Source organism: Nonomuraea sp. NPDC049486, assembly GCF_040676925.1.
GTDB classification, from domain to species: Bacteria; Actinomycetota; Actinomycetes; order Streptosporangiales; family Streptosporangiaceae; genus Nonomuraea; species Nonomuraea ferruginea.
On the sequence record NZ_JBFAPV010000011.1, the window covers coordinates 85,618 to 108,080 of the forward strand.

Sequence of the window (22,463 nt, forward strand, 5' to 3'; positions counted from 1 at the left end):
GAACGCCGGTCCGTCGACCCGCAGTCTCATCCCCCATGAATCATCAATACCACCGGGCGTCCCCGGCACCCTCGAAGGCCGGACGGTCCGCCGCGTATCCATCCAGGAACGACGGCGGGCGCGGACAAGGGTCATGGGTTCCGAAGCCCGGAAGGGCGAAGCTGCACGGTCGCACCGTCGGACGTCAAACCGCGGCGCGAGACCGCCGCGGCCTCCTCGGCGCGTTGCGTTCGGGTCAGCAGGAGCACGATGAGCGGCAGGGCTTCGGCGTTCCCGCAGCACACGACGGCCTCGCGCAACAGGCTCAATGCCACCTCCGTCCACCCCGCGTTGAAGAGCAGCACGGCGGCCTGCCGCACCGAGTCGGCTCGGCCTGCCCGCGAGGCTGCTCTCACGATGTCCACGGCTTCCGCCACGTGGCCGTCCTTGAGCAGCCGCCGCACGAGCTCCTGGATCGCCGCGTCGACTCCTTCCGCCGCCGCCGACCGCAGCAGCCGGTCGGACTCCTCGTGCCTGCCGAGGTCGCGCAGCGCCTGCGCCAGCAGGTAGCGGGCTCTGGCGCCATGTGATCCGACCCCGGCCTGGAGGACCTCGACACACTCCTCCTGTCTGCCCGAGTTCGTCAGCAGGTCGGCGAGAGCCGCGAGCGCTTGGTAGTCGAGATCGACCAAGCGGCGCAGGAGCTGCTCGGCTTCGGCCTGGCGGTCGCCCTTGAGCAGCAGCTTCGCCAGCAGCAGACCAAGTCCCGGATCCTTCTCCGGAGCGGCTCGTACGTCGTCCAGGGCTCGAACGGCCTTGCCCCTCATCGGCTCGTCGCTGAAGAGACCGGTCAGTTCGTTGCCCGCGTCGAATCTGCCGGCCATCATCCGCCGTCGCAGTCGCTCGGCATCGAACCTGGGATCCTTCTGGCGCAGCAGGCGCAACAGTGCGCTCACCGCCTCGGGGAACGCCGTGGCCGCCCGCATGTCGCGTTCGAGCAGTTGCCATCCCGACAGCTGGGCCCGGCGACGGGAGGGCGTCGCCATCACCTGGTCGTCGAGGAGCCGTCTGAGCTCTTCCGCCTCGTTCGTCCGGCCGGCGCGCCGGAGGAGGATGAGCAGCAACCTGGCAGCCGACCGGTCCCCTCTCTGGAACGCCGTCCGGAGCAGTTGCTCGGCTTCTCGCCGGCGTTCACCGTGGTGCAGGAGGATCGCGAGTTCGCGTTCGGCCTGCGGGTCGCCGTTGGCGGCCATCCCACGGAGCGCCTGCTCTATTTCCCCGCCGCGGCGTGCCCGCCGCAGCAAGGCGAGCAGCAGGCGCTGCGCATGGACGTCCCCGGCATCGGCGGCCTGCCGGAGGACGTCCTCAGCCTCGCGTGACCTGCCCATCTGTCCCAGCAGTCGCCACAGCGGCGACCATGTGGACAGCCTGCCCCTGGCGAAGGACGCCCGCCACGATGCGAGTGCCTGGAGGTAGCGTCCACGGCTCGACGCGGACGCCCCCAAACGCTCGAGGTCGTCCGCATCGCCGCTGTGAACGGCCAGTGCTCGCCACATCTCGTCGGAGACCGGCGAGCAGCGGCGCGCCGCGCGACCCTGCTGGTGGATGAAGTCCGCGAGCACGTAGCCTTCGACGCGGTTCTCCGCCCGTGATGTCGCTGTCAGGAGGGAGATGCCGCCTCTGAGGGGCTCGCACGCGTACCCCAAGGAGTCCTCGAACCATCCTGGCGGAGCGGCGGCCCGTTGCGGCCCGTTCAGCGACGCGGCGCTGAGCTTGTGGAGCAGTTCGGCGGACAGCGGGCTGAGGTGTCCCAGCCGGCGTGCGTCGATCGCGGCGTTGACCACCGCCCGCTTGTACGGGTCCGGAGCGTCCTCCCATCGGCTCATGAGATCGGGCCCTCCGGCCAGGGTCTGGGTGACCCCGTATCCGTTGTCCATCGCCGTCAGGGCGGTGGCCAACCGGGAATCGCGCTCGGCTACCTGGTGAGCGTTCCGCAGTTCGGTCGGGGTGAACGCGTCCGGGACGGAGATCTTCGTCGCGTTGTCCAGCAGCGCCCGCACCTGGTGGTGAGGATCGGGCACGCCAGGCCGCGGCGTCCTGGTGTAGGCGAACCAGTATTCGGGCCACATCGAGCCGATGACGACGACGTCCGAGGTCATGGTGAGGAGACGACGTGTTTCTGTCGCGACGGCCTCACCCTGGTCGCCGTCGAAGTAGATCTGGCTCTCGTTCAGCCACAGCACGGTGCGCGGCTCGACTCCTCCTTCCAGAGTGGTGAGCAGGTCGGTGGCGTGCAGGGGATGGAGGATCGTCCAGCCGGGCAGGCAGTTCAGGACGGCCTCGTACGCGCTGCGTGTCTTTCCGGTCGAAGAAGTGCCGACCAGCATCACGAGGGTGGGATGCTCCGGGTTGTCCAGGAGACGCCGGAGCAGCTGGTCGTGATCGCGCTGCACGTACGTGGGGAGCCTCCGGGACAGCTCCGGCCTCCCTGCCGCCGGATCCAGCGCGATCGCCGGATGCACCCCCAGGGCGATCGGGTCGCTCTCCTCGACAGTCGACGCGGACGTGGCCGTGGGGGCGCCGTGTCCGGCGGGGCGGGACTGCGCGATCTGGCTCACCACGGCCGCTCCGACGAGCAGAGCGGTCACCGTCCAGGTGAGCGGGACCCACCACCACGCCTCTATCTCCACGGTGCTGGTCGCCAGGTTCCCCACGAGCCCGATCGCCACCGGGATCGCGACCAGCGCCACCGGAGACGCCGCCCAGCGCCTCCCACGGTTCCCGTCCATGTGACTCATCATCAGGGCCCGCTCCCTTGAAGTCACAGGTTGCCGGCGACAGGCGTCAGCAGCAGTGCCACTCCGGCACGTCGACGACGATGAGCCGTGCCCCGCCGAGGACGAGGTCGTCCCGCGTCTGCTGCACGATGTCGAACGCGTGCACCTCGCCGGGCTCGCCCTCGCAGCCCATCACGAAGACCACCGGTACGAGCTCTCCGGGCCTGATGGTCAGGCCCACCGACTGGTCCCGGCCGTTCACGGTGCGGAGCTCGACATGGGCCGGGTGTTCCGCCGGGCGCAGGGGTGTCGCTTCCGGCAGGCCGCGCAGCACCAGCCGCCCGCCCTGGGCCAGCCAGGTGCGCTCGCGCGGCTCCTGCTGGCATGCCGCGGGCACCGGAGGGGGTTCGGGCTCGCCGTCGACCAGGTCGACGAAGGCTGTCATGAGCAGGTGCTCCTGCTCCACCCGGCCCATCGCCGTCTCGCGGTCGAGCTCCCACGCCCGTACGACGAAGTCGTCCGGTTCCGCTCCCGGGTTGGCCAGCCGGAACGCGAACGGCGTGCGGCGGCCGGCGTTGCGGATGACGGTGATGTTCTTCCATCCGTGGTGCCGATTGTTGATCACGTCGAGCTTGCCGCCGCTGAGCCTGGCTCCCTCGGGCGTCGGCAGGGTCTCGACATAGACGTTCGCCCCGACGCACAGGTGCCCGGTGTCGGCGTTGGGTCCGTTGATGAGGTCCGCAGTGGTCGGACGCCAGGTCACGTGGACCGTGCCGGGCGCGCTCTTCGTCACGGCCGTCGCAACGGTGGCCGTCCGTCCGTTCGCGCCGCCCGAACTCGGCCGGGCCGAGTCCGGCCCGATGTAGCCGGGGGTGTAGTCGCACACCCACGTCTGCACCTTGACGCCGGAGCGCGGGTCGGTGCTCATGCTGTCCACCTGGACGTGGACCCAGTTGTCCACGCCTGTGATCGCGTGAGGGAGGCTGTTGCCGCCCGTATCGGTGAGCCAGATCGAAGGTGAGGCCCAGAACGCCGCTCCTTGGGGGATCACGTCGCTGCCGTCGTCGCCGCTGTCGTACTTGATGTAGAGGTCTCCGGGCACTCTGGTCATGGTGAACGCCTCTCCTTCTGTGGGTGACGGTTACGACGGGACACAGGTGATCTGGAAGCAGGTCAGCGAGACGACCGCGGTCGAGCCCGCGCCGTCGAGCTCCGCGGTGAGGTAGTAGCGGAACTGATCGTTGTCCACCTTCGACGCCGCTCCCGCGGGGGCGACGGCCGAGGAGTCGAAGTTGCCGTTGCTCAACGTCAGGCCGACGAGCAGCTCGGTGGTGGACCCGGCGGCCAGGCTCTGCCGGCGCAGGTTGACCGACAGGTTCCCGGAGTCCTTGCGCCCGCAGGCGCGCAGCTCACGGATCGTCGCCCCGTGCGGCAGCGTGACGGACATCATGCCGCTGGCGTCGGTGGCGCCCGACGGCTTGTCGGCGCCTCCGAAGACGTGGTTCCACGGGTCGGTCAGCGTGATCAGCGTCGGCGTCAGGGTGAACTTCACCGGTTTGGGGACGGGCGTCTGGGACAACGCGTCGAGCGCGTCGCTCACCTTGTCCATGATGTCGGCGATCCGGGCGAACTCGGCCTCCAGCGCGTGGAAGCGGACGTTGAACCCGTTGTCGCCCGCCGCCCGGACCCGGTCGACGTTGTCCACCCAGTCCTTGTGCCGGAACTCGGGCGTGTAGGTCACGGCCATCGTGGTTGTCCTCCTTGGGGAATGCCGCCGGTCATGGGTCCAGCCCGAACGTCCAGCCGGGTGGCCTCGGGCCGTGAGCGCGGAAGTCCGGATAGGTGTACGGCGGGAAGGCGTCGATCAGCGCGGCCTGGAGCTCCAGCACGTGTGCCCGGATGACACGCGTGTCGACCTCGACCCCTATCGGGCACAGATGGCTGAGCACGTTCATCACCAGGTCGTACTGGTCCTTGCGGATGACGACGCGGCCGCCCTCGCGCTCCACCTCACGCAAGCTCTCGGCCAGTTCCACGCGCATCGTGTACGCGGGCGTCGCGTCGTTCCACTGCTGGACGGCCCGTACCTGTACGGTTCCCGCCCCCTGGGCGAGCACCGAGGCCCACGGCCGGGTCGTGCTGGACAGCCGCGCGTCCGCTCCGCCCGTCAAGCGCACCGACCACACGAGGCGTTCGCCGAGCCCGGTGCCGAGCGGCCAGCAGGTGAGCAGCGTGCCGTCCGCGGCGTCGAGCACGGCGACCGTATCGGGCACGTCCCCGGTCGAGGCGACGTAGCAGCGGCCGGCGTCCGCCGTCACGGCGGTGGCGCCGGGCAGGGGCACGGACGCGGGAAGGCCGGGCGGCGCGTGCGCCGTCCCGTCCGGTCGGCGCAGGTGCACGCGTCCGCCGGCGAGATCGACGACGTAGAGGACGTCGGCGGACGGGGCGAGCGCGAGAGCCGCCGGCTCGGCGCCCACGTCCGTGAAGGTCGCCTGCACGGAGGCGGCGGCGAGATCGACGACCAGCAGGGACGACGCCCCGGGCACCGTGACGTAGGCGCGTGCCGCCCCCACCGCGAGGCCGTGCGGCGCCCCCGGCAGGGTCACGATCTGCGCGGCCGTGAACGTGGGGAGGGACACCGCCCGCAACCGGCCATCCTGCGTCGCGGCCCACAGCCGGGCGCCGCCGGGCTCGCAACGCACCGCCACCACGGGTGAGCCGAGGCTGAGGACCCGGGTCACGGTCCGGGTGACGGGGTCCACCTCGGCGACGTCCCCAGATCGCAGGGCGGCATAGGCGCGGGCGCCGCCCGGATGGTACGTCACGTCGGTGGGCGCGGCGGGGAGGACGATCTGCCCGGCCACCCGGTGGTCCGCGGTGCTGACGACGGTGAGCGTGGTGTCCCCGGCGCCCGCGACCAGGAGCCGGGCACCGTCCGGCGCCGCGGCGATCGCCCGCGGGCCCAGCCCGGCTTTGACACAGGCCCTCACCGTGCCAGTCTCCGGATCGACCGCCGACACGCTGCCCGTGCCGCCGTTCACCGTCCACACCTGACCGGCCGCGGCCGCGAGCGCGCACGGCTCCGCCCGGGCGACCCGCAAGGTGACGGACGCGCCCGCGTCGACCGTCACCGGGCCCTCGATCGGAGCGGCCGGGCCGGCCTCCTGCGCCAGCGTGAGTTCCGACCCGTCGTTGGCGACGTAGCCGAACCCTGCCGCGTGCGCCAGAGCTCCCAGCCTGGCGAGCGACGCCGTGGACGTCCCTCGTCTCAGGGTCACCGCGCGGCCGGCGCCCGCCGGTCCGTCGTCGGCGGGATCCCAGGCGGACCGCAGCTCAGGGTGCCCGGAGGGCAGAAGCGTGGCCAGCGCCGCCAGCCGGGCGGCCAGCGCCGGATGCACGCGGCGGGTCCGCGGCTGGCTTCCCGGAGGGCGGCCGAACGCGACCGGCGCGTCCACCAGGTAGACGGGATGGACGCGTTCGTCGTCGCGCAGCGGGCCGGGAGGACTCGGGCCGAGCCGGCCGGACGCCGCGACCGAGTCGCCCGCCGCCAGCTCGGCCAGGCCGATCCGCAGCAGGCGGGACGCCGAGAAGGCCCCGCCGCGGTGGCGGACCTGTACCTGGGCGAGCAGGTGTCCGGGCCGCTCGGCGCTCAGCACGACGTCCCGGAGGTCGCTCTGTCCTGTGATGCGCGCCCGTCCCTCCCCGCACGGCATCACCGACCACCGGACGGAGGCCCCCAGGGGTGGCGCCGGTTCCAGCCGCAGCCCGATGGCCTGGTGGATCAGCAGGTCGAAGCCGTTCTCCGGAGTGGCGTCACCGCCGGGACCGGCCACGATCTCCACGGACGCCGTCGAGCGCACGGCCGCGTACACGTCCCCGCTCGCGAGTCCGGCGCCCGGCCGGTGCGCGACGAAGGCGAAGCCGGCCCGCGCGGCCTGCGCGGCCAGCCGATCCGGCGGCAGTGCAGGATGGGCCAGCACCAGGGCGCGGCCGACGGCCCGCAGGTCCTCGGCCGCGGGATCGAAGCCGGCCAGGACCCGCAACCGGCCGGCGACGCCGCTCGCCGCCAGCGCGCCGAGCAAAGTGCGCAGGGCCACTCGGGTGCCGGTCCGCATGAGCCGTGGATCGCCCGCCGCCGGAGGCTGGGCGAACTCCACCCGTGGGTCGCTGCCGTCCACGAGCAGTTCCGCCGCGAACGCCTTGTCCCGCGCGGGCGGCTCCAGGACGTCCGCTTCGCCGAGCCCGCGCCGTCCGGTGTCGTCCAGCGTGCCGCCCGCCGGGACCGCGACCGGAAGCACGGTCAGGGCATGGGTGGCCTGAACGAGGGTCGCGTCCGCGTCGGTCACCACGAACGGGTCCGCCACCCCGGCGAGCGTGCCGACGACGTCGTTGAGCGCCGCCTGCACCCCGCTCCGCGTCGGCAGCACCCAGCGGCGGAAGATGCGCAGGCGGAGCCGGTACCCCTCGTCGGCCTCGCCCAGCACCGGGTGGAACGCGGCGCGGGCCGCCGACGACAGCCGCACCTCGTCGATCGTCCCCGCGAACGTGCTCGTCGCGTTGACGCCCTTCCTGCCGATGCGTACGGGTTCGGTGTTGGCGAGGGCGCCGGAGAGCGCGGGCAGGCCGCCGGTGGCGGTGAGCGGAGCGGCGGCCACGACCTCACCGTCGACCACGAGGCGTGCCTGCCCGGCGGCGCGGTCCACCACGGCGGCGAGATGAGTGAAGCGGGCGGTGGGGAGCGGGCGGTCGGCGAACAGGTCGCGTGACGCCGTGCCGTCCCCGATGCGCAGGCGCACGTTGCGCGGGATGCCGCGGCCGAACGCGCCGACGCTCAGAGCCCAGCCCGGCAGTGCGGCGTCCGCCGGGTCGGCGTGCTTGGACAGCACCGCGCCGTCACCCGTCATGGTGTCGGGCTTGACGAAACACTCCGCCGTGAGGCTCGCGGTGGCGCCGGTGGACAGCGCGGCGGCGTGCGGGACGGCGATCTCGGCGTCCAGGACCGCGAACCGCATCGCGGTGCCGAAACGGCCGGGCGACTCGGCCTGCACGCCTGCCGTGGCGGCGCCCGGATGCCCGGCGCCCCCGCCCAGATAGAGGGGCCAGGCGTCGCGTACCGAGGCACCGCGCGCGTCGTCGAGGTGGTACAGCGCGACGGTGCCGTCCTCCTGTCCGTACGGTTGCGGCGGGAACCGCGGAACGCCGAGGTCGTATCCGATGCGATCGAGTGTGGCGCCGGTCACCCGTTCGCCCACCCGGGCCAGGGCCCTGACACCGGCCACGTGCCGGTCGAGGACGTCGCGTTCGGCACCGGCCACCCACAACAACGTCGCGAGGTTGCCGAGCAGCGCGGTGACACGCCACTGCTCCGCCACGTGACCGGCGGAGGGCGGCGGCTGGGCGCGCAGGGAGCGCAGCACGGCCTGCCCCTCGTCGCCGGGGCGCAGCACCACGCCGAACGAGGTGCCGGCCACCGTTCCGGCCGGCACGGACACGGTGGCGGTGCCGGTCCGCACGCCGCCGGTGGGCTGGGGCACCTCGTAGCCGATGATGAGCGTGGCCGCGCCGGGCACGTCCGTCACCGCCGTCAGGACGAATCTCGGCTCGGGCTCGACGCCGAACCGTGCTCTGTGCTCGGCGAAGTCGTACAGGACGATGTCCGCCTCGCCCGGTCCGGCGGACGGCACCAGGGCGAGGTCCACGGTGTCGGCGCCGCGGCTGAAGGGAACCGTGAGGCCGGCGGTCATCCGCCGGAGGGAGGCCGTCATCGCGGAGTGACCTCCAGATCGAGCAGCGTGGAGTCGACGGTGAAGACGGCGATCTCCGTGGGGCCCATGGTGAGGCTCTCGCCCGGACCGGCCTCCACGACGTCCGCGGCGAACGCGACCTGCCCCAGCGTGATCCGGCCGAACGCAGGAGGGCAGCGCCGCAACCGCAGGTCCTGCACATCGCTGACGCCCGGCTGCTCGACGAGGGCGCGCATGACCTGGCTGAACAGGACGTCACCGCCCAGCGCCAGGCCGCCGACGTCCGCGGCGAGCCGCTCGGTCAGCGCCCCCACGAGGGCCTGGCTGTCGTAGCCCGGCTGGGTGACGAGCCGGGCCCGCAGCCCGACCTCGATGTGGTCGGCCTCGACGACCTGGGGGTGGATGCCGACCGGCCGCACCCTGTCGATGGCTGCGGTGACCTGTTCGAACAGGCCGGTCACCGTGCCCGGCGGCTCGGTCCGCCAGGGGCGGGCGAACTCGTGGGCGACGACGACGCTGAAGAAGTACGGCTCGCCGAGCCGGCGCTCGTCGCTGAAGAGACGCTGGTCGAAGGGGAACGCGCCGAAGTAGCTCTGCGACACGTCCACACCGCCGAGCGGGTCGGACAGCAGGACGTCGACCACTCCGGGGACGGCGAGCACCGCCTCGCGCACCGCCGCCGGCGTCCACATGGTCCGCGAGCGGCCGAGCAGCCGGCCCCGGTAGGCCTCGTCGCCCTCGTGGTCCGCGCCGCCGGTGAACGGGCGCTGGTTGGTCACCCGGAAGCCGGTCGGCGGAGCGACCCCGAGGTAGTGCCGCTGGAAGTCCGGGTCGACCTCCGTCACGGCGCCGGCGGCGACGTCGCCGCCCGGCCCGGCGGCGAAGGCCCGCGCGGCGACGGTCGCGGTGTCCGCGCCGGCGCTGAGCCGTACGGTCGCGGTGGTGTGGAAGGCGACCACCGGGGCCGGGGCGACGAGGACGGTCCCTTCCGGAAGCACGTAGACGCGCCCCGGCTGCGGGTTCTCGACGGTGATGGTCACCTCGCCGGCGGCCGTCAGGTGCGGCCGGTCGAACCCGAGTTCCTCGCCGAGCCGGTCCAGGTCGTCGCCGATCGCGGAGGACAGGAACCTGGAGTAGTAGAGGTCCTCCAGACGCCGCCACAGCCGGGCGTCCTCGGCGGCGGTCACCTGGAGGATCTTCAGGAGCGGGCTGGTGGGTGACAGGTCGACGTCGTCGCCGAAGGCGGACCGCGCCCGCGCCACCGCCTCGGCGAGCAGGGTGGCGAACTCCTTGCGGACGAACCCTTGCGAGGTCACCCCGAACGCGGCCATGTCAGATCGCCACCTGGAACGGGAGCGTGTGCTGTGCGCCGTCCACCGTCAGGACGGTGACCTCGACCCGCCAGAGCCGGCTCCTGTCGCCGGGCGCCGGATCGAGTACGGCCACGTCGCGGATCTCGCGGACGCGCGGATCGCCGCCGACCGTGCGCACGAGACTGAGCCGCAACAGGTCCTGGGCCGTCCGGGCGCTGGTGGCCTGGGCGAACACGGCGGCGACGTCGAGACCGTAGGTGGTGGCGAACCGGTCGCTGCCCAGCGGTGTCAGAACCCGCAGGGTCAGCGCCTGCGCCAGGTTGGGCAGCCCGGAGACCTGGGCCAGGCGCCCGTCGTCGAGTGCGAGGTCGCCGTCGCGCAGTTCCAGGCTGTGACCGAGGCCTGTCGTGCTCGGCATGTGGTCCTCCTCGGGACGCTCGGTGGGGTTCAACGGGCACGCAAGATCGTCTGGCCGGGCGACAGCACGACGAGCGTGCCCGGCGGGTTACCGTTGGTCAGGCCGGTCACGGTGTCGAGCAGCGCCGCCCGGCCGCCGTCGGAGAGCGTCGCGGCCATGCCGCCGGTCACCGAGACCACCGCCGTGCACGGCACGATCCCGCCCGGTGCCGGCTTGGTGCCGCAGCCGCTGATCGGCCGCCCGTCGAGGTCTCCCGCCACGAGAACCTTGGCCCCGCCCGCGGTGAGCGTGGCTGCCCCGGCGCCGAGCTGGACTGTTCCTCCGTGACCGCAGCCGATCGAGGCGTCGGCGTTCAGGACGTTCGGCATCAGGCCACCTCCACGGAGGAGCCGCGCAAGGTGATCTTTCCGTCGGCGAGGGTGATGGACGCCGATCCGCTCTTCAGCGTGACGGTCCGGCTCCCGGCGTCCACGGTGACCGCTCCGTCGGCGGCGACGGTGACCGTCGTCCCGCTCTCATGCTCGACGACGAGCTTGCCGTCGAGGTCGGCGGGGACGTCCGGACGCTCGCCGACGTCGGGAAGGAGCTTCTCCCCGACGGTGACGCGCAGGCCCTTCGCCTGCAGTACGCGCCTGCCGGCGGCGTCGGTGAGGTCGTTGACCCCCTTGCCCGCCGGCAGGCCCTTGCCGTCGAGTCCGGTGGGCAGGCAGAGCCACCAGTCCCCCGCCTTGTTCTTCGGCGGCGAGTACGCGGGCTTCTCCGGCCAGAGGAAACCCGTGACGACGGCGTCGTTGGCCAGTCCCCTGTTGTGTGCGAGTACGGCCCGCATGCCGGGCAGCACGGGCACCATCAGGCCGCAACGGTGGAAGGCGAAGGGCGAGGCCATCGGGCGGTCGTGCAACTGCGGGGTGCGATCGACCTCCGCCTCGATGCTGGGCGCGACGACCTCCGCGTCCGGCGTCTGCCCGTAGTGGAGGTTCGCCAGGTGCCGGCCGTCCTTGTACCGGGCCACCTCCCCCACGTCGATCGCGGGGCGTTCGCCGCGGACGGACTCGGCGATATCGCGCATGCGCTGGGCGACTCCCTCGGCGCCGGTCGTGCGTACCGCCTTGCGGCCCGGCTCGGCCGCGACGAGCATCACCTCGCAGGTGTACCCTCGGCGGCTGTCGAACAGGTGGCGGACCCGCTCCACACGCAGAGGGCCGGGCAGCGCGTCACGCGGGTCGTCGGGCACGAGGACGGCGGGGCGTCCCGGGCGGACGGCGGGGTCGCCGAGCACGGTCAGCTCCACGCTGGTGCGCGCTTTCACCGGAATTTTCGGCAGGCTTACGCCGGCGAGCGCCGCGGCGGCGGCCGCGGGTCCGCCGCCGTCGCCGGTGGGCGGCGGATGCGGAACGAGGTCCTCCGGGTCCTCCTGGACGTGGTCCAACGCCACGATGTCGTCGGCCGCCGTGAAGCGCAGCGGCGCGCCGGTGCCCACGACAGCGCCGATGCGGATCGTCCTGTCGCCGATGACGAGCGGTGCCCGGGCGAACTCGGAGATGTCCCGCAGCGCCTGCAGCCCGTCTCCCGCGCGCAGGCTGAAGTTCTTCGCCTCCGGCAGCCCGGCTGCCGAGGCGACGATGGTGGTTCCGTCCGTGCTCGCGGCCTTCGCCACCGCCTCCACGCACGCGGCGAGCGACCGGCCGCCCGGCTCGCCCTCGCGCACCGCCGTACGCAGCAGCTGGAACCCGGCGAGTTCCATGCCGCGCAGCTCGGTCTGCAGTTCGCCGGAGCTGCTCACGCGGGTGCGGATCGACGTGACGACACCGCGCAGGACCGGGTCGGAACGCCCGTCCGGGTCGTCGAAGTAGCCGAGGTGGAGCGAGATCGACAGCGGTTCCCCGCCCGCGAGCCCGTCGGCGTGCCGCGATTTCAGGGTCTCGACGACGTCGGCCGGCAGGTTGGTCAGGGTCGCGCTGAACGTGCTGGCCACGGCGCCGCTCAGGAGGTCGAGCCGGATGTCGGCGTCGAGGACGTACTCGCCGCCGAACACGTCGTTGGACACGCGCAGCGGCAGCAACCCTCCGGGTCCGGCCTTGTCGACCTGCAACTGGAACCAGATCACGAAGCCCATCGCGTCGCCACCCCCGCCAGCACCTCTGACCCGAACGTCCCGGCCGATCCCAGGTTGCGCGGGTCGACGACCATCGACAGCACGACGAGGGCCAGTTCGGCACCCTCGTACTCCAGCCCGGGCACCAGTTTGCGGCGCAGCACGATCCGCTCCGGTCCGGGTGACTCGCGGGTCACGGTCGCCACCATGAACGCGCCCGGCATGGGCAGCGTCAGCTTCCGGCCGCCGGCCAGCAGCGTCTCCTCGACCACCGTCACCGTGAGCGCGACCGTGTACGTGGCCGGGCCGAGCGCGAGCCGGAAGGCCTGCGGGAAGCCCTCGTCGGCGTTGACGGGCAGTCTCATGTACCTGGACAGGTCGACGCTCATGGCCTTCACCCGGCCAGGGGGGTGGTCGCGACGCGGGGCATGGGGGCGGCCGGCGGCGCCGGGCCGGACAGGGCCGTGCCCGCCGCGAGCGCGAGATCGGCGGCCTCGCCGAGGATCGCGGTGACGCTCGACCGGGGGACGTGCCGGAGGGTCAGGCTGACGTCGAGCGCCTCCCGCCTGTTGACCGACTGGGTGAACCGCAGATCGGTGATCTGCATGTCGAGGCTCACGGTCAGGCCGGACACCACCGGGATGCCGGTGACGGCGAGCATCGGCGCGGTGGCGGCCACCATCACCCGCGAGACCAGGGCCAGCGCTTCGAGCTGTTTCTTGACGAGCAGCCGGTCGGGGCCCGGCAGTGTGGCCTCGATCGCGATGGTCTTCGTCGTGGGCGCGATCGCCTGCGAGAAGCGGCTGCCCGCGATCCGCTCTATCTGGTATCCCTCGGTGATGCTGAGGCTCTGGACGTACAGCAGCGGCACGGTGCCGATGAGCACCGGGGTGTTCCGGTCGGCCATCTCCCCTCCTTCGGCGGGACGTCGTGGGTGGTCGTCGGCGGTTCACAGCCGGTAGGCGCGCAGGTTGTCGGCGCCGAGCCAGGTCCGGAACGCGGCCTTGGCCGCGGCCGGGTCGTGCCCGGCCACCGTGAGGGCGCGGGTCAGCTCCGGCGCGTCGAAGAGCCGGAGCATGCGCTGCCCGAGGTCGGGCAGCTCCGCGGCGACGTTCGGGTGATACAGGTAGATGAGGTCGGTGTAGCGGGTCGCCGCGTGGGCGGTCAGATCCTTGACGATCTGCGTCTCGGCGAAGGTCGCCGCCCCTGACAGGTTGGTCTTGACCTCGACGCTGACGCGGCCCCGGCCTGGTATCTCGGCGAGGATGTCGACGACGCGGTCGGCGCGCGGCGCCTGGAACTCCAGGGAGGTCGCGCCGAGGTCATGGACGAGCGTGCGGGCCGCGTAGAGCTCGCCCCAGCCGCCCTGGACGGCGTGCTCCATCCGGCCGGCCTTGCCGACGTTGCGTTCGAGCATGCTGTGCAGCACGTCCTCCATGCCCATGAGGTCGCGGGCCGGCAGCCTGCCGGCGATGTCGTCCACCAGCACCAGCAGGTCGGCCCGGTCCGCGGCGGCGAGGTCGAGCGCGCTGTCCCAGGCGAAGCCGCCGGTCTCATCGCTCATCCGGGCCAGGTGCTCCAGCCCTGAGAGCTCCCGGTCCTGCAGCTGCCCCAGCTGGGCGGCGAGCCGGTCGCGCTGGGCGATCCGCTCGGCGGCCTCGGCCGCGCGGCCCTGCTTCCGCAACCGGGCGGCGGCCTCCTCGAACTCCTCGAGTTCGGCCAGCAGACTCCTCCGGCCACCGGCGCGGAGCCGTTCGAGAGCGCTCCCCGCCGCCTGGGAGATCCGGCCCGACAGCTCCTCGAAGGCGGCCGTCTCCCCGCCGGCCAGCCGGTCCAGCAGCCGCTGGAAGCGCGCGGGGTCCGCGATCTCGGCTCTGCGCAGATCCAGGCCGTGCAGCAGGCCGTCGACCGCCCGCATGTCACCGCCGTGGCGGCGCAGCATCGTGAGGTAGACGTCGCCGCCGGTCTCGGCGACGAACGTCAGCGATCGCGGCCAGTACGCGAGCGCCTGCAGCGACTCCGCTCCCAGGCGCTCGACCTGGGCGGGCCGCAGCGCGCCCAGCGCGCGCGACCACGCTCCCAGGCGCTGCGCGGGGACGGCGTCCACCAGGTTCGCCAGCGATCGACGTTCCCAGCCGGTGTCGATCAGCCGTCGCAGGGCCGCGACCATGTCCTCGGTGACGCCGCCGACGGCCTCGGCCCGGCGTTCGAACCGGCGCGCCAGGGACAGCGCGTCCGCCAGCCGCTGCACGTCGGGCATGACGTTCCTGGCCTTGGCGAGGTCCCGCAGCACTTTGCTCCTCGCGCCGGCCGGGACGTCGACGAGCTCAGCGAGGCGGACGATCTCGGCGAGGTGCCCCTGGGGGAGCAGTCGCAGGGCCCGCGCGGCGGCGACCTCGTCCTTGAGCATGGCGAGCTTGGTCAGCGCGGACACGAACCGCTCCAGCTTGGACAACTGGCCCGCCGCCTCGGCGGTGTTGCCGAGGCGGCGCAGTGACGACAGCACCTTGAGCAGCGCCGCCAGCCGTTCGGTCAGCCGGACGCCGCCGAGCGCCTCCTTGATCTCGCCGATGCCGACGAACCAGCTCAGGATCTCGATCGCGAGCGCGGTGGCCAGCGTGTTGGCGAGGTCACCGGTGATGCGGGCGCCGCCGCCCCGGCGCCCGTACGGCGTGCCCAGCTCCTCTGCGTACTCCAGCCCGGCCATCGCGGTGCGGATGGCGCCGTCGGCCTGCTCGGCGAGCAGCCGGAGCATCTCCAGCGCCTTCGGGTCGGGTGGGATGCTCGTGGCCCGGTCGACGACGAGCGCGAACTCGATGAGGTGGCCGATGCCCTCGATGAGCTCCGCCGGGGAGTGCGTGAACAGGTCCACGACGCCTTCGATCGTCGAGCGCACCCACAGGCTCAGACCGTTGGCGGCGTTGCGCAGGCGGCGGATCGGGTCGGGAGCCCCCGGGTCCGCCCCGATCTCCGGCAGGAGGCCCAGCTCGCGGAAGAGGGCCACCACGAACCGCGGGCTCATCGGGCCCGGCGGGCGGGCGCGTCCGAGGATGAGCAGCAGGTCGATGACCGAGCCGTCGAGCGTGGCGAACAGCCGCCCGTAGGCTTCCTTCTCGCGCAGGATGGCTGCCATCGCCTCGAGTTCGGTGCGGCTGCCGGCCGAAGCGATCAGCTCGACCATGGTCCTCTTCTGCCGGGCGCTCGGCCACAGCAGCCCGGACAGGGCGGCGAGGAACGCCGCGCGCCGTTCCCACGGCATGACGGCGAAGATTTCCCGGTCCATGGTGACGATGCGCTCCAGCATGACCTCGTCGTCGGTCGTGCCGGGCTCGGTGCCGGTGCCCTCGGCCGTCAACCGGGCCGCGGCGACGTGGGCGGCGACGGCCGGATCGACACGCTCGCCCGCCGGTGTGCGTGCGAGTTCACGGCTGATGGCCGAGGGCCGCCAGGAAGCGCCGCGGCTGAGTTCGCACACGAAGCGGCCGTCGCCGGTGACGGTCATGACGACGCGGAAGTCGTTGAGCGGCAGCGTCCTGCCGCGCTCGGTGGCCTGCAGGCCGGGCACCGCCTCGGCGTCGTCACCCGCCATGACGGGAACGGTGCTGCCGAATCGGCTGATCAGCAGGTGCTCCGCCAGCGGCACCATGACGAACCGGTCGGCGGGGTGCCGGCCGCGGCGTTCCATGACGGTGAAGCCGTGCGCCCCGTAGAGTGCCCGGCCCCACTGCAGGGCTCGGGCGAGGGACGGCGAGGTCACGTAGGGGTCGTCGCCGGTCCAGATCCATACGTCCAAGGACAGCTTGATGATCGCCATGGCGGGGAAGGCGGACCGGACGAGCACGTCGCCGAGCGGCAGCCGCTCACCGCCGTCCGCGGCCTGCCGGATCGGGATCGCGACCGGGGCTCCTCCGCCGTTGTAGCCGGGCATGACCCACCATGCTCCGTCGGCGTCGGCGCCCCACGGCTCTCCGCCCGTCCCCCGTCCGCCGGCGGCGGGCGGGGCCGGGCGGTCCGCGCCGCGTGTCCCCAGCGCGCGGCGCACCCCCGCGGCGACGGCCGCCTGGACGCTCCTTCGCGTCCGCTCGTCGCCCTCGCCCGTCCAGCTGACGATCACCGGTTCGGACACGGTCATGGCCGGTTCGGCCGGATGGGTGCTCATTCGGTGACCCCCGGGGTGGGCCGCAGCCCGAACTTCACCTGGACGGTCTCCCGGTTGCTGTTGGGGTTGTGGAACTGGAACGTGAGATTGTCGGCGTCGACGGCGCGACGGTAGTTCTCCGCCAGCGCCTTCTCCAGGTTGTGGTCCAGGCTGACGCGCCGCTCCTGGATGGGGATGTCGGCGGCCTTCGGCAGGTCCACGAGGCCGGGGGGCGGGTCGGCCACCTTGAGCAGCGGCGCCTTGCCCTGGAGCGGGAACGCGAAACCGGCCTCGTCGAGGAAGCGCGCCGCGCCGGGGTCGGCGCGTGCCAGCGTCCAGAACTCGTCGCGCACCCTGTTGTAGAGGTCGAACATCTCCTGCCTGCCGGCATGCGCCAGGGAGCGGTCGCCGACCACCTTCGCCCGGGCCCGCTCCCATATCGGCCCCAGGGGCGTCTGGTCGAGGCGGCGGCCGATGACCCGTCGCACGCGCGCGAGCGCCGCCCGCGACGTCTCGCCCGCGGCGCGCGCGATGTGCTCGAGATCGACGCGCACGCGTTTTCTGCCGGGCACACGGATGTCGTCGATACGCGGAGTCTGTCCCCCCGTGACGCCCGGCCGGCTGGCCCGACCCTCGATGGCCCCGGTCAGTTCGGCCACTTCGTCCCCGGTGGCGAAGAGGTCGGCGACCTCCTGCCCGGGCCGTCCCGCGTGCCCTTGCATCGCGCTCTCCGCGGCGCCGGCGCGCAGTTCTCTCGCCGTCGCCCGATCGGTCCAGCCCATGTCCTTGAACAGGACGTCCAGCTCGTTCAGGCGTTTGGCGTCGCGTACCGTACTGCCCGCTCTGACATCGGCGACCGCCGACTCCAGCACCCGCGCGCCCGCCGTCCCGGGCCTCACCTGGGTGAGCGCCCGGTAGGCGACGTCGGCCTCGCGTGCCGAGAGCCGGTAGTCGCGGGCCAGCGTGGCGACCGTGACGGAGGCCCGCCCCGCCTTGTACACCTTGGCCGCGGCGGGCAGCAGTACGGAGGCGGCCAGAACGGCGCGATCCACCGTGCTCAGCTTGTTTCCGAACAGGTCGTACCCGAACGCGGCCTCCCCCGCGGCGACGATGGACCCGACGACGGGGATGAAGCCGATCCCGACCTCGATCGCGGTCTGCCACGCCGGGATGTCGATCCGGATCTCGTACTTCTCGGTGTCCGGATATGCCTGGGCGAGCAGGTACGCCTCGTACTCGGCCGGGTGGGCGGCGAGCCAGGCCTGGAAGTCGGCGGCGACGCTGGTCCTGGTGAAGTCCTCGTGGTGCATGGAGGCGATGACGTCCCGCAGGAACCCCCTCCCGATGAGGTCGCGGACGGCACTCTCCTGCGCCGATTCCCACACCAGGTAGCCGACGCCGCTCTCGCGGTCCTCGATCGTGTAGGGCTCCCGCACCCGCCACACCCGCGTCTTCAGGAAGTCCAGCGCCTCGTCGAGCTTGCGGCCGGCGGCCTCCCAGTGGGTCTTCGAGGCGGCCTCCGCGGTGACCTCCCGGTCGCGGCGGAGCTTCTCGGCCACCTCGGCCCTCACCTCCGCCTCGACCCGGCCCACGTAGAAGCGGGACCACACCTTCGCCGGGTCGTACCTGACGAGCGCGTCGTCGGCCTGCCGGTCGAGCCAGGCGAGGTAGTCGGCCAGCGACGCGCCCAGCCGGAGCTTCTCGGCCTGCGGGACGACGTCCGCCGTCCGTTGCATGGCGCTCGCCAGCTCCAGGAACCGGGTCCTGGCCGATACGGGTGCCGGCCGGGACGCCTCACGCAGGGACGCGCTCCACAGCGCCGGCCCGGTCTGGCGCAGGAACTCAGGAGTGCGGTGGTGCTTCTCGATCCAGGTGTGGTAGCGGCCGAGCGCCTGGGCGGTGAACTCGTCGTCGGGGCGCACCCCGGAGACGTAGGCGAGCAGTTCGCGCAGCTTGTCCAATTGTTCGGAGCGCGGCCGTTCCACTCTGCTCGACGTGTACCAGAGCAACCCGCGCGTGGGCCCGTGCCGAGGGGCGTACAGTGACCCGCGCTCGACGACCGCCACCTTGACCAGGGGATCGACGTAGATGAGCGCCTCCGTGTAGGCCCTGACGACCCGGTCGGGCAGATCCGCGGGCAGCAGGCCGGTGGCCTCGATCACGCGGTCGAGCATGGGCAGGGCGAGACCGCCCGGCCCGAGCACGTAGTCACGCGAGACGTCCTTCTGCAGGTGGGGCCCGAGCCACACCTCGACCCGGACGGTGTCGCCCGGCATCAGATAGCCGGCGTGCGGGTCCATCCGCCGCTGGAGATCGACGAGGTGGTCATCGGCGTCGGACGGGACCTCCCGGCCCAGCGTGGCCCAGCGGCCGCTGAGCCGCATGGCCTGCACGACGCGCATCAGGTCCACCGGCGCGAGGCGGAGGAGGATCCGCAGCACCTCCCTGGCCTCGGCGTCGGTCACCGCCCAGTCAGTGATCCCGGTGCCGAGCAGCTCGGTGATGCGGCGCAGCGCGGCCTGCTGCGCGGCGGGGCCGGTGACGGCCTGCGGCGCCGGACGGGCGGCGTTCCGCTGCGTCAGCGGGACCCGCACCGGCCGCGCCGGGCCCTGATAGGACATGATGCGGTAGCCGCCGCCCGTGGGCTCTCCGCCGGAGGCCGGCGGCTCATACGGGGCCACCGGTACGCGGGAGGCGCCGGCCGTCGCGGGCGACGTGCCGGAGTCGTCACCGGTGACCCCGGCGGGGCGAGCGCCGGCCAGCGCCCGCGCCGCCTGCTCCGCACGGCGGGCGACCAGCCGCGCCACGGCGTTCTCCAGGCGCGTCAGATCCTCGGCGGTGGGCGTCCCGACCAGCCGGATCCGGATCGGCACCCGCACCTCGGCGCCCGGCGTGCCGGTCACGCTCTGCCCTGCCGCCGGAGCGCCACGTCGAGCTCGTCGAACACGTGCCTCGCCACGGCGCCGACCTGCTCGTCCGAGAGCGCTCCGACCACCTCGACCTCCACCGGGAAGTTCCAGACCACCCGGGTAGCCCCGCCCATCTGCGAGAACACCGCCTCGCTGCCCGGCGCGGGCACCACGTACTCGCCTTCGTGCACCAGGGCGATCCCGGTGCGTTCGACCCTGCCACCGACCTCGAAAGCCGGCATGACGAACAGGCCCTCGCCCTCGTCGGCGCCGTCGGCGGCCTCGCCCGGCCAGGTCATGACTCGACCCCCGGGCTCAGTGACATGCAGGTGAAGCTCGCGCTCGGCGCGCCGTCGATGACGACGTTGCTGGGATTCACCGACGTGATGACGCACCGGCTGAACTTGAGCGACTTGAACGACCAGTCGGTGCCCTTCTTCTCGGCGACCGTGATCTCGAACTCCTGGCCTTTCACCGCGAGTTCGGTGAGGTCCGCCACCACTGTGCCGATGGCCTGCACCGTCATCGTGAACGTGAAAGTCTGAGGCTGGCGCACGTAGCCCAGGTTGTCCGCCTCGATCGAGTGGATGACCAGGTGCGGCACGTTGAAAGTGGGCGTGAACTGGGAGATCGGCGCGACGACGGTATTGCCGAGGCGGATCTCCAGACGCGTGTTCCAGTCGGGCATGGCCGCTCCTAGACGAAATTGAGGGTCAGTGCGATGCGGTGGATCGCCCCGGCGTAGTCGATCGACACGAGGATCTGCGTGACCCTGTCGGCCTGGGCGTTCTGGATGGCCTGGAGCTGGGCGTCGGTGAGCGCCGCCGGGTCGGCGTCCAGCAGGGCGAGCACCGGGATGTCGATCGCGTAGCCGTCGATGACCTCGTCGCGCACCGCCGGGTCCAGGACGGCCTCCATCTGCGCCACGAGCGCTCGCAGCCCGGTACGGCTGATGCGCAGAGTGCCGATGGCCCTGATCAGGCGGGCCTTGAGCCTGAAGGAGATGTCGTCGACCGTCCGCCGCACGTCGATGAACTTCATGCCGCCCGGATTGCCGGTGTACCCCTCGCCGAGGTAGACCCCTCCGCCGGGGATGAGCACGGGATCGACCAGCCAGTTGATCCCGTTGCCCTTCGGCGGGTTGCCGAACTCCTCGCTCGAGTTGATCGCGTCGATCTCGGTCGCGCTGAACGGCGCGCTGGTGATGGCCACCTGCTTGAGCAGCATCGAGATGTGCGGCGGATAACCGGCGATCGTGCCCGCCACCGCCGCCGCCGCGTCGTCGTCGCTCTTGTGGGCGACGTACACCATGCGGTCGCTCACGAGCTTCCCCTTGCCCGTGACCAGCGTCGCGTCGGACACGCCCTTGGCCAGCATGGCGACGCCCATCCGCTCCTTGCCCTCTCCGCCGGTGTCCGAGACGCGCGTGACGTGCTGGGCCAGCTTTCCGATCGCGCCGTTGTCCGCGCCGGACGCGTCGTCGAGCGGGGTCCCGGCGATGACCACGAACTGGACGTCCAGTTCCTCGACCGCGGCGAGCGCCGCCCCGGGATCGGACAGCGGCTTGACCGCGTCGCCCGCCGCCTTGACGGCCCACACCTGGCCGGGGCCGGGGCTCTGGCCGAACAGCGTCGTCAGCGCCGCCGTCAGCAAGGAGTTGAGCTTGACCCGGTTCGGCTGGGTCTGGGTCGGGTCAGGCACCGTCGCAGGGCCGAACAGCTTCGCGGCGGCCGACGGATCGGCCACCGCCACCGGCTGGTCGTCGGTCCCCGACGGGGCGGTGCCGATGACGGCGATATTCCCCGTCGCGCGTACGACCGGGGAGAACATGTCCACGTTGGACCTGACGTTGACGTACCGGACGGCCATCACATTTCCCTTCACTTTCCCGCGGACAGCACCGTCAGTGGAACTTCTCCTGGAGCTTGCGGCGCAGGGCCTGCCGCTGCGCGGCCGTCATCGGCCGGGGAACCTCCGGCTCGGTGACGGAGACCTCCGCCTCGGCGGCGGCGGGCGCCTCCGGCTCGGCGGCGTCGGCCTCGGAGTCGGGGTCTCGTTTCCTGGACCGGGTCATGCGTGGATCTCCTTCCTGGCTTTCGACGAGCTTTCGGGCGTCCGGGCGCGGGACCTACGGCGGCACCGTGATCGCGAGGATGTCCTGACCGGCGAAGAACGCCGTCAGGTCGGCCTCGGCGAATCCGCTCGCGGCCACGGCGTCCGCGGGGAAGACCAGCACCGGGGCGAGCGGGGCGAGGACCTCCAGATCACCCAGGTCGCGGGCGTAGGCGAGATCCCGCTCGGCGAGGTCGCGCACGAGCGAGGCGGAGCGGAGCGCCTCGGTGACGTCGACGACGTCCCGCATGAGCAGGGCCAGCTCCAGCCGCACCCTTCGCTGGTTGGCGGGGTCGCCGGGGTCGAACGGCGGCGGGTCCGCCTGCTTGATCTCTCCGAGCAGGTGGCGGTAGGCCCTCCTGAGCTCGTCGACGGTCTCAAGGCGGTGCCGCGCCATGTAGCCGGCCAGGTCGAAGTAATGGAACTTCGCCTCGAACTCGGCGAGGGTGGTGAACTCCCCGATGTCGGCGAACGTGATCGACTCGATCGCCCCTCGGTCGAGCTCCAGCACGAGGGTGACGGCGAGAGCGGCCGAAAGATCGATCCACTCGGGCGGCGTTCCGGCTTCGCGGCCCTCGTACCGGACGTCGGTGCGCGCGTGGTCGGGCGACGTACGGGTCCAGGTGCCGGTGAGCAGCCGCGGCCTGAACAGCGGCCGCTGGAACCGGGCCCCGAGCACCTCGACCTCCAGGACCTCGTGCACGCTGGAGGCCGGCAGCCCGTACAGCGTGCCGACCAGCTGCCGGACCCTGGAGAGCCCCTGCTGGCCAGGAGGGAACAGCAGATCCTGTACGCCGCAGGTGGCGTGGAGCTTCAGCATCAGCGCATCGGTGAAGGCGCTCACCCGGCGCCGCCCTGTCCGGCGCGGCGGTCATCACTTCTCAGCATGTCCGCACCTCTCCACCCGGACGGGGTGTGCGATAGATGACGGGGGCCGCGGTTTCCAGGCAGGGATCAGCCCATCGGGAGGGGGAGATG

17 protein-coding genes are annotated in these 22,463 nt (G+C 72.4%); all 17 read right to left on the bottom strand.

Annotated elements, in window-relative coordinates:
* Positions 1–131: 131 nt before the first annotated feature.
* Genes AB0K05_RS29445 through AB0K05_RS29525 form a run of 17 tightly spaced genes read right to left on the bottom strand, consistent with a single transcriptional unit; the run spans position 132 to position 22,329 of the window.
* On the bottom strand, positions 132–2,768 hold the full coding sequence (locus AB0K05_RS29445) for a hypothetical protein (RefSeq protein ID WP_364233375.1): 2,637 nt from the start codon (positions 2,766–2,768) through the stop codon (positions 132–134).
* 55 nt (positions 2,769–2,823) lie between these two features.
* Positions 2,824–3,867: a hypothetical protein gene (locus tag AB0K05_RS29450; RefSeq protein ID WP_364233378.1), complete on the bottom strand. Its 1,044-nt coding sequence runs from the start codon at positions 3,865–3,867 to the stop codon at positions 2,824–2,826.
* Between the two features lie 30 nt (positions 3,868–3,897).
* Positions 3,898–4,503: a hypothetical protein gene (locus AB0K05_RS29455; protein ID WP_364233381.1), complete on the bottom strand. Its 606-nt coding sequence runs from the start codon at positions 4,501–4,503 to the stop codon at positions 3,898–3,900.
* A 31-nt stretch (positions 4,504–4,534) separates the two neighbouring features.
* Positions 4,535–8,521 (bottom strand): LamG-like jellyroll fold domain-containing protein, encoded by a 3,987-nt coding sequence (locus tag AB0K05_RS29460; protein ID WP_364233384.1) that lies wholly within the window; start codon positions 8,519–8,521, stop codon positions 4,535–4,537.
* Positions 8,518–9,831 (bottom strand): baseplate J/gp47 family protein, encoded by a 1,314-nt coding sequence (locus tag AB0K05_RS29465; RefSeq protein ID WP_364233388.1) that lies wholly within the window; start codon positions 9,829–9,831, stop codon positions 8,518–8,520. Before AB0K05_RS29465 ends, AB0K05_RS29460 begins: the two co-directional genes overlap by 4 nt.
* 1 nt (position 9,832) lies before the next feature.
* Positions 9,833–10,231 carry a hypothetical protein gene (locus AB0K05_RS29470; protein WP_364233390.1) on the bottom strand — a complete coding sequence of 133 codons (399 nt, stop codon included), beginning with the start codon at positions 10,229–10,231 and terminating at the stop codon, positions 9,833–9,835.
* 29 nt (positions 10,232–10,260) lie between these two features.
* Complete coding sequence (locus AB0K05_RS29475) at positions 10,261–10,599, bottom strand: hypothetical protein (RefSeq protein WP_271277257.1); 339 nt, start codon at positions 10,597–10,599, stop codon at positions 10,261–10,263.
* Positions 10,599–12,347 (bottom strand): hypothetical protein, encoded by a 1,749-nt coding sequence (locus AB0K05_RS29480; protein ID WP_364233393.1) that lies wholly within the window; start codon positions 12,345–12,347, stop codon positions 10,599–10,601. The genes AB0K05_RS29475 and AB0K05_RS29480 overlap by 1 nt, the downstream gene beginning before the upstream one ends.
* Complete coding sequence (locus tag AB0K05_RS29485; RefSeq protein ID WP_271277255.1) at positions 12,335–12,715, bottom strand: hypothetical protein; 381 nt, start codon at positions 12,713–12,715, stop codon at positions 12,335–12,337. The genes AB0K05_RS29480 and AB0K05_RS29485 overlap by 13 nt, the downstream gene beginning before the upstream one ends.
* 5 nt (positions 12,716–12,720) lie before the next feature.
* Positions 12,721–13,233, bottom strand: coding sequence for a hypothetical protein (locus AB0K05_RS29490; RefSeq protein WP_271277254.1), 513 nt, complete (start codon positions 13,231–13,233; stop codon positions 12,721–12,723).
* Positions 13,234–13,275: 42 nt separating this feature from the next.
* Positions 13,276–16,485, bottom strand: a complete 3,210-nt coding sequence (locus AB0K05_RS29495; protein WP_364233396.1) for a hypothetical protein — start codon at positions 16,483–16,485, stop codon at positions 13,276–13,278.
* Complete coding sequence (locus AB0K05_RS29500) at positions 16,482–19,367, bottom strand: pre-toxin TG domain-containing protein (RefSeq protein ID WP_364233399.1); 2,886 nt, start codon at positions 19,365–19,367, stop codon at positions 16,482–16,484. The genes AB0K05_RS29495 and AB0K05_RS29500 overlap by 4 nt, the downstream gene beginning before the upstream one ends.
* Positions 19,364–19,672: a hypothetical protein gene (locus tag AB0K05_RS29505; protein ID WP_364233401.1), complete on the bottom strand. Its 309-nt coding sequence runs from the start codon at positions 19,670–19,672 to the stop codon at positions 19,364–19,366. Before AB0K05_RS29505 ends, AB0K05_RS29500 begins: the two co-directional genes overlap by 4 nt.
* A complete protein-coding gene (locus AB0K05_RS29510; RefSeq protein ID WP_271278247.1) occupies positions 19,669–20,061 on the bottom strand; it encodes a hypothetical protein in 393 nt (130 codons plus the stop codon). The genes AB0K05_RS29505 and AB0K05_RS29510 overlap by 4 nt, the downstream gene beginning before the upstream one ends.
* An 8-nt stretch (positions 20,062–20,069) precedes the next feature.
* Complete coding sequence (locus AB0K05_RS29515; protein ID WP_364233404.1) at positions 20,070–21,242, bottom strand: hypothetical protein; 1,173 nt, start codon at positions 21,240–21,242, stop codon at positions 20,070–20,072.
* 34 nt (positions 21,243–21,276) lie between these two features.
* Positions 21,277–21,447, bottom strand: coding sequence for a hypothetical protein (locus tag AB0K05_RS29520; protein ID WP_271278249.1), 171 nt, complete (start codon positions 21,445–21,447; stop codon positions 21,277–21,279).
* A gap of 54 nt (positions 21,448–21,501) precedes the next feature.
* A complete protein-coding gene (locus AB0K05_RS29525) occupies positions 21,502–22,329 on the bottom strand; it encodes a hypothetical protein (RefSeq protein WP_364233407.1) in 828 nt (275 codons plus the stop codon).
* Between the last annotated feature and the right edge of the window lie 134 nt (positions 22,330–22,463).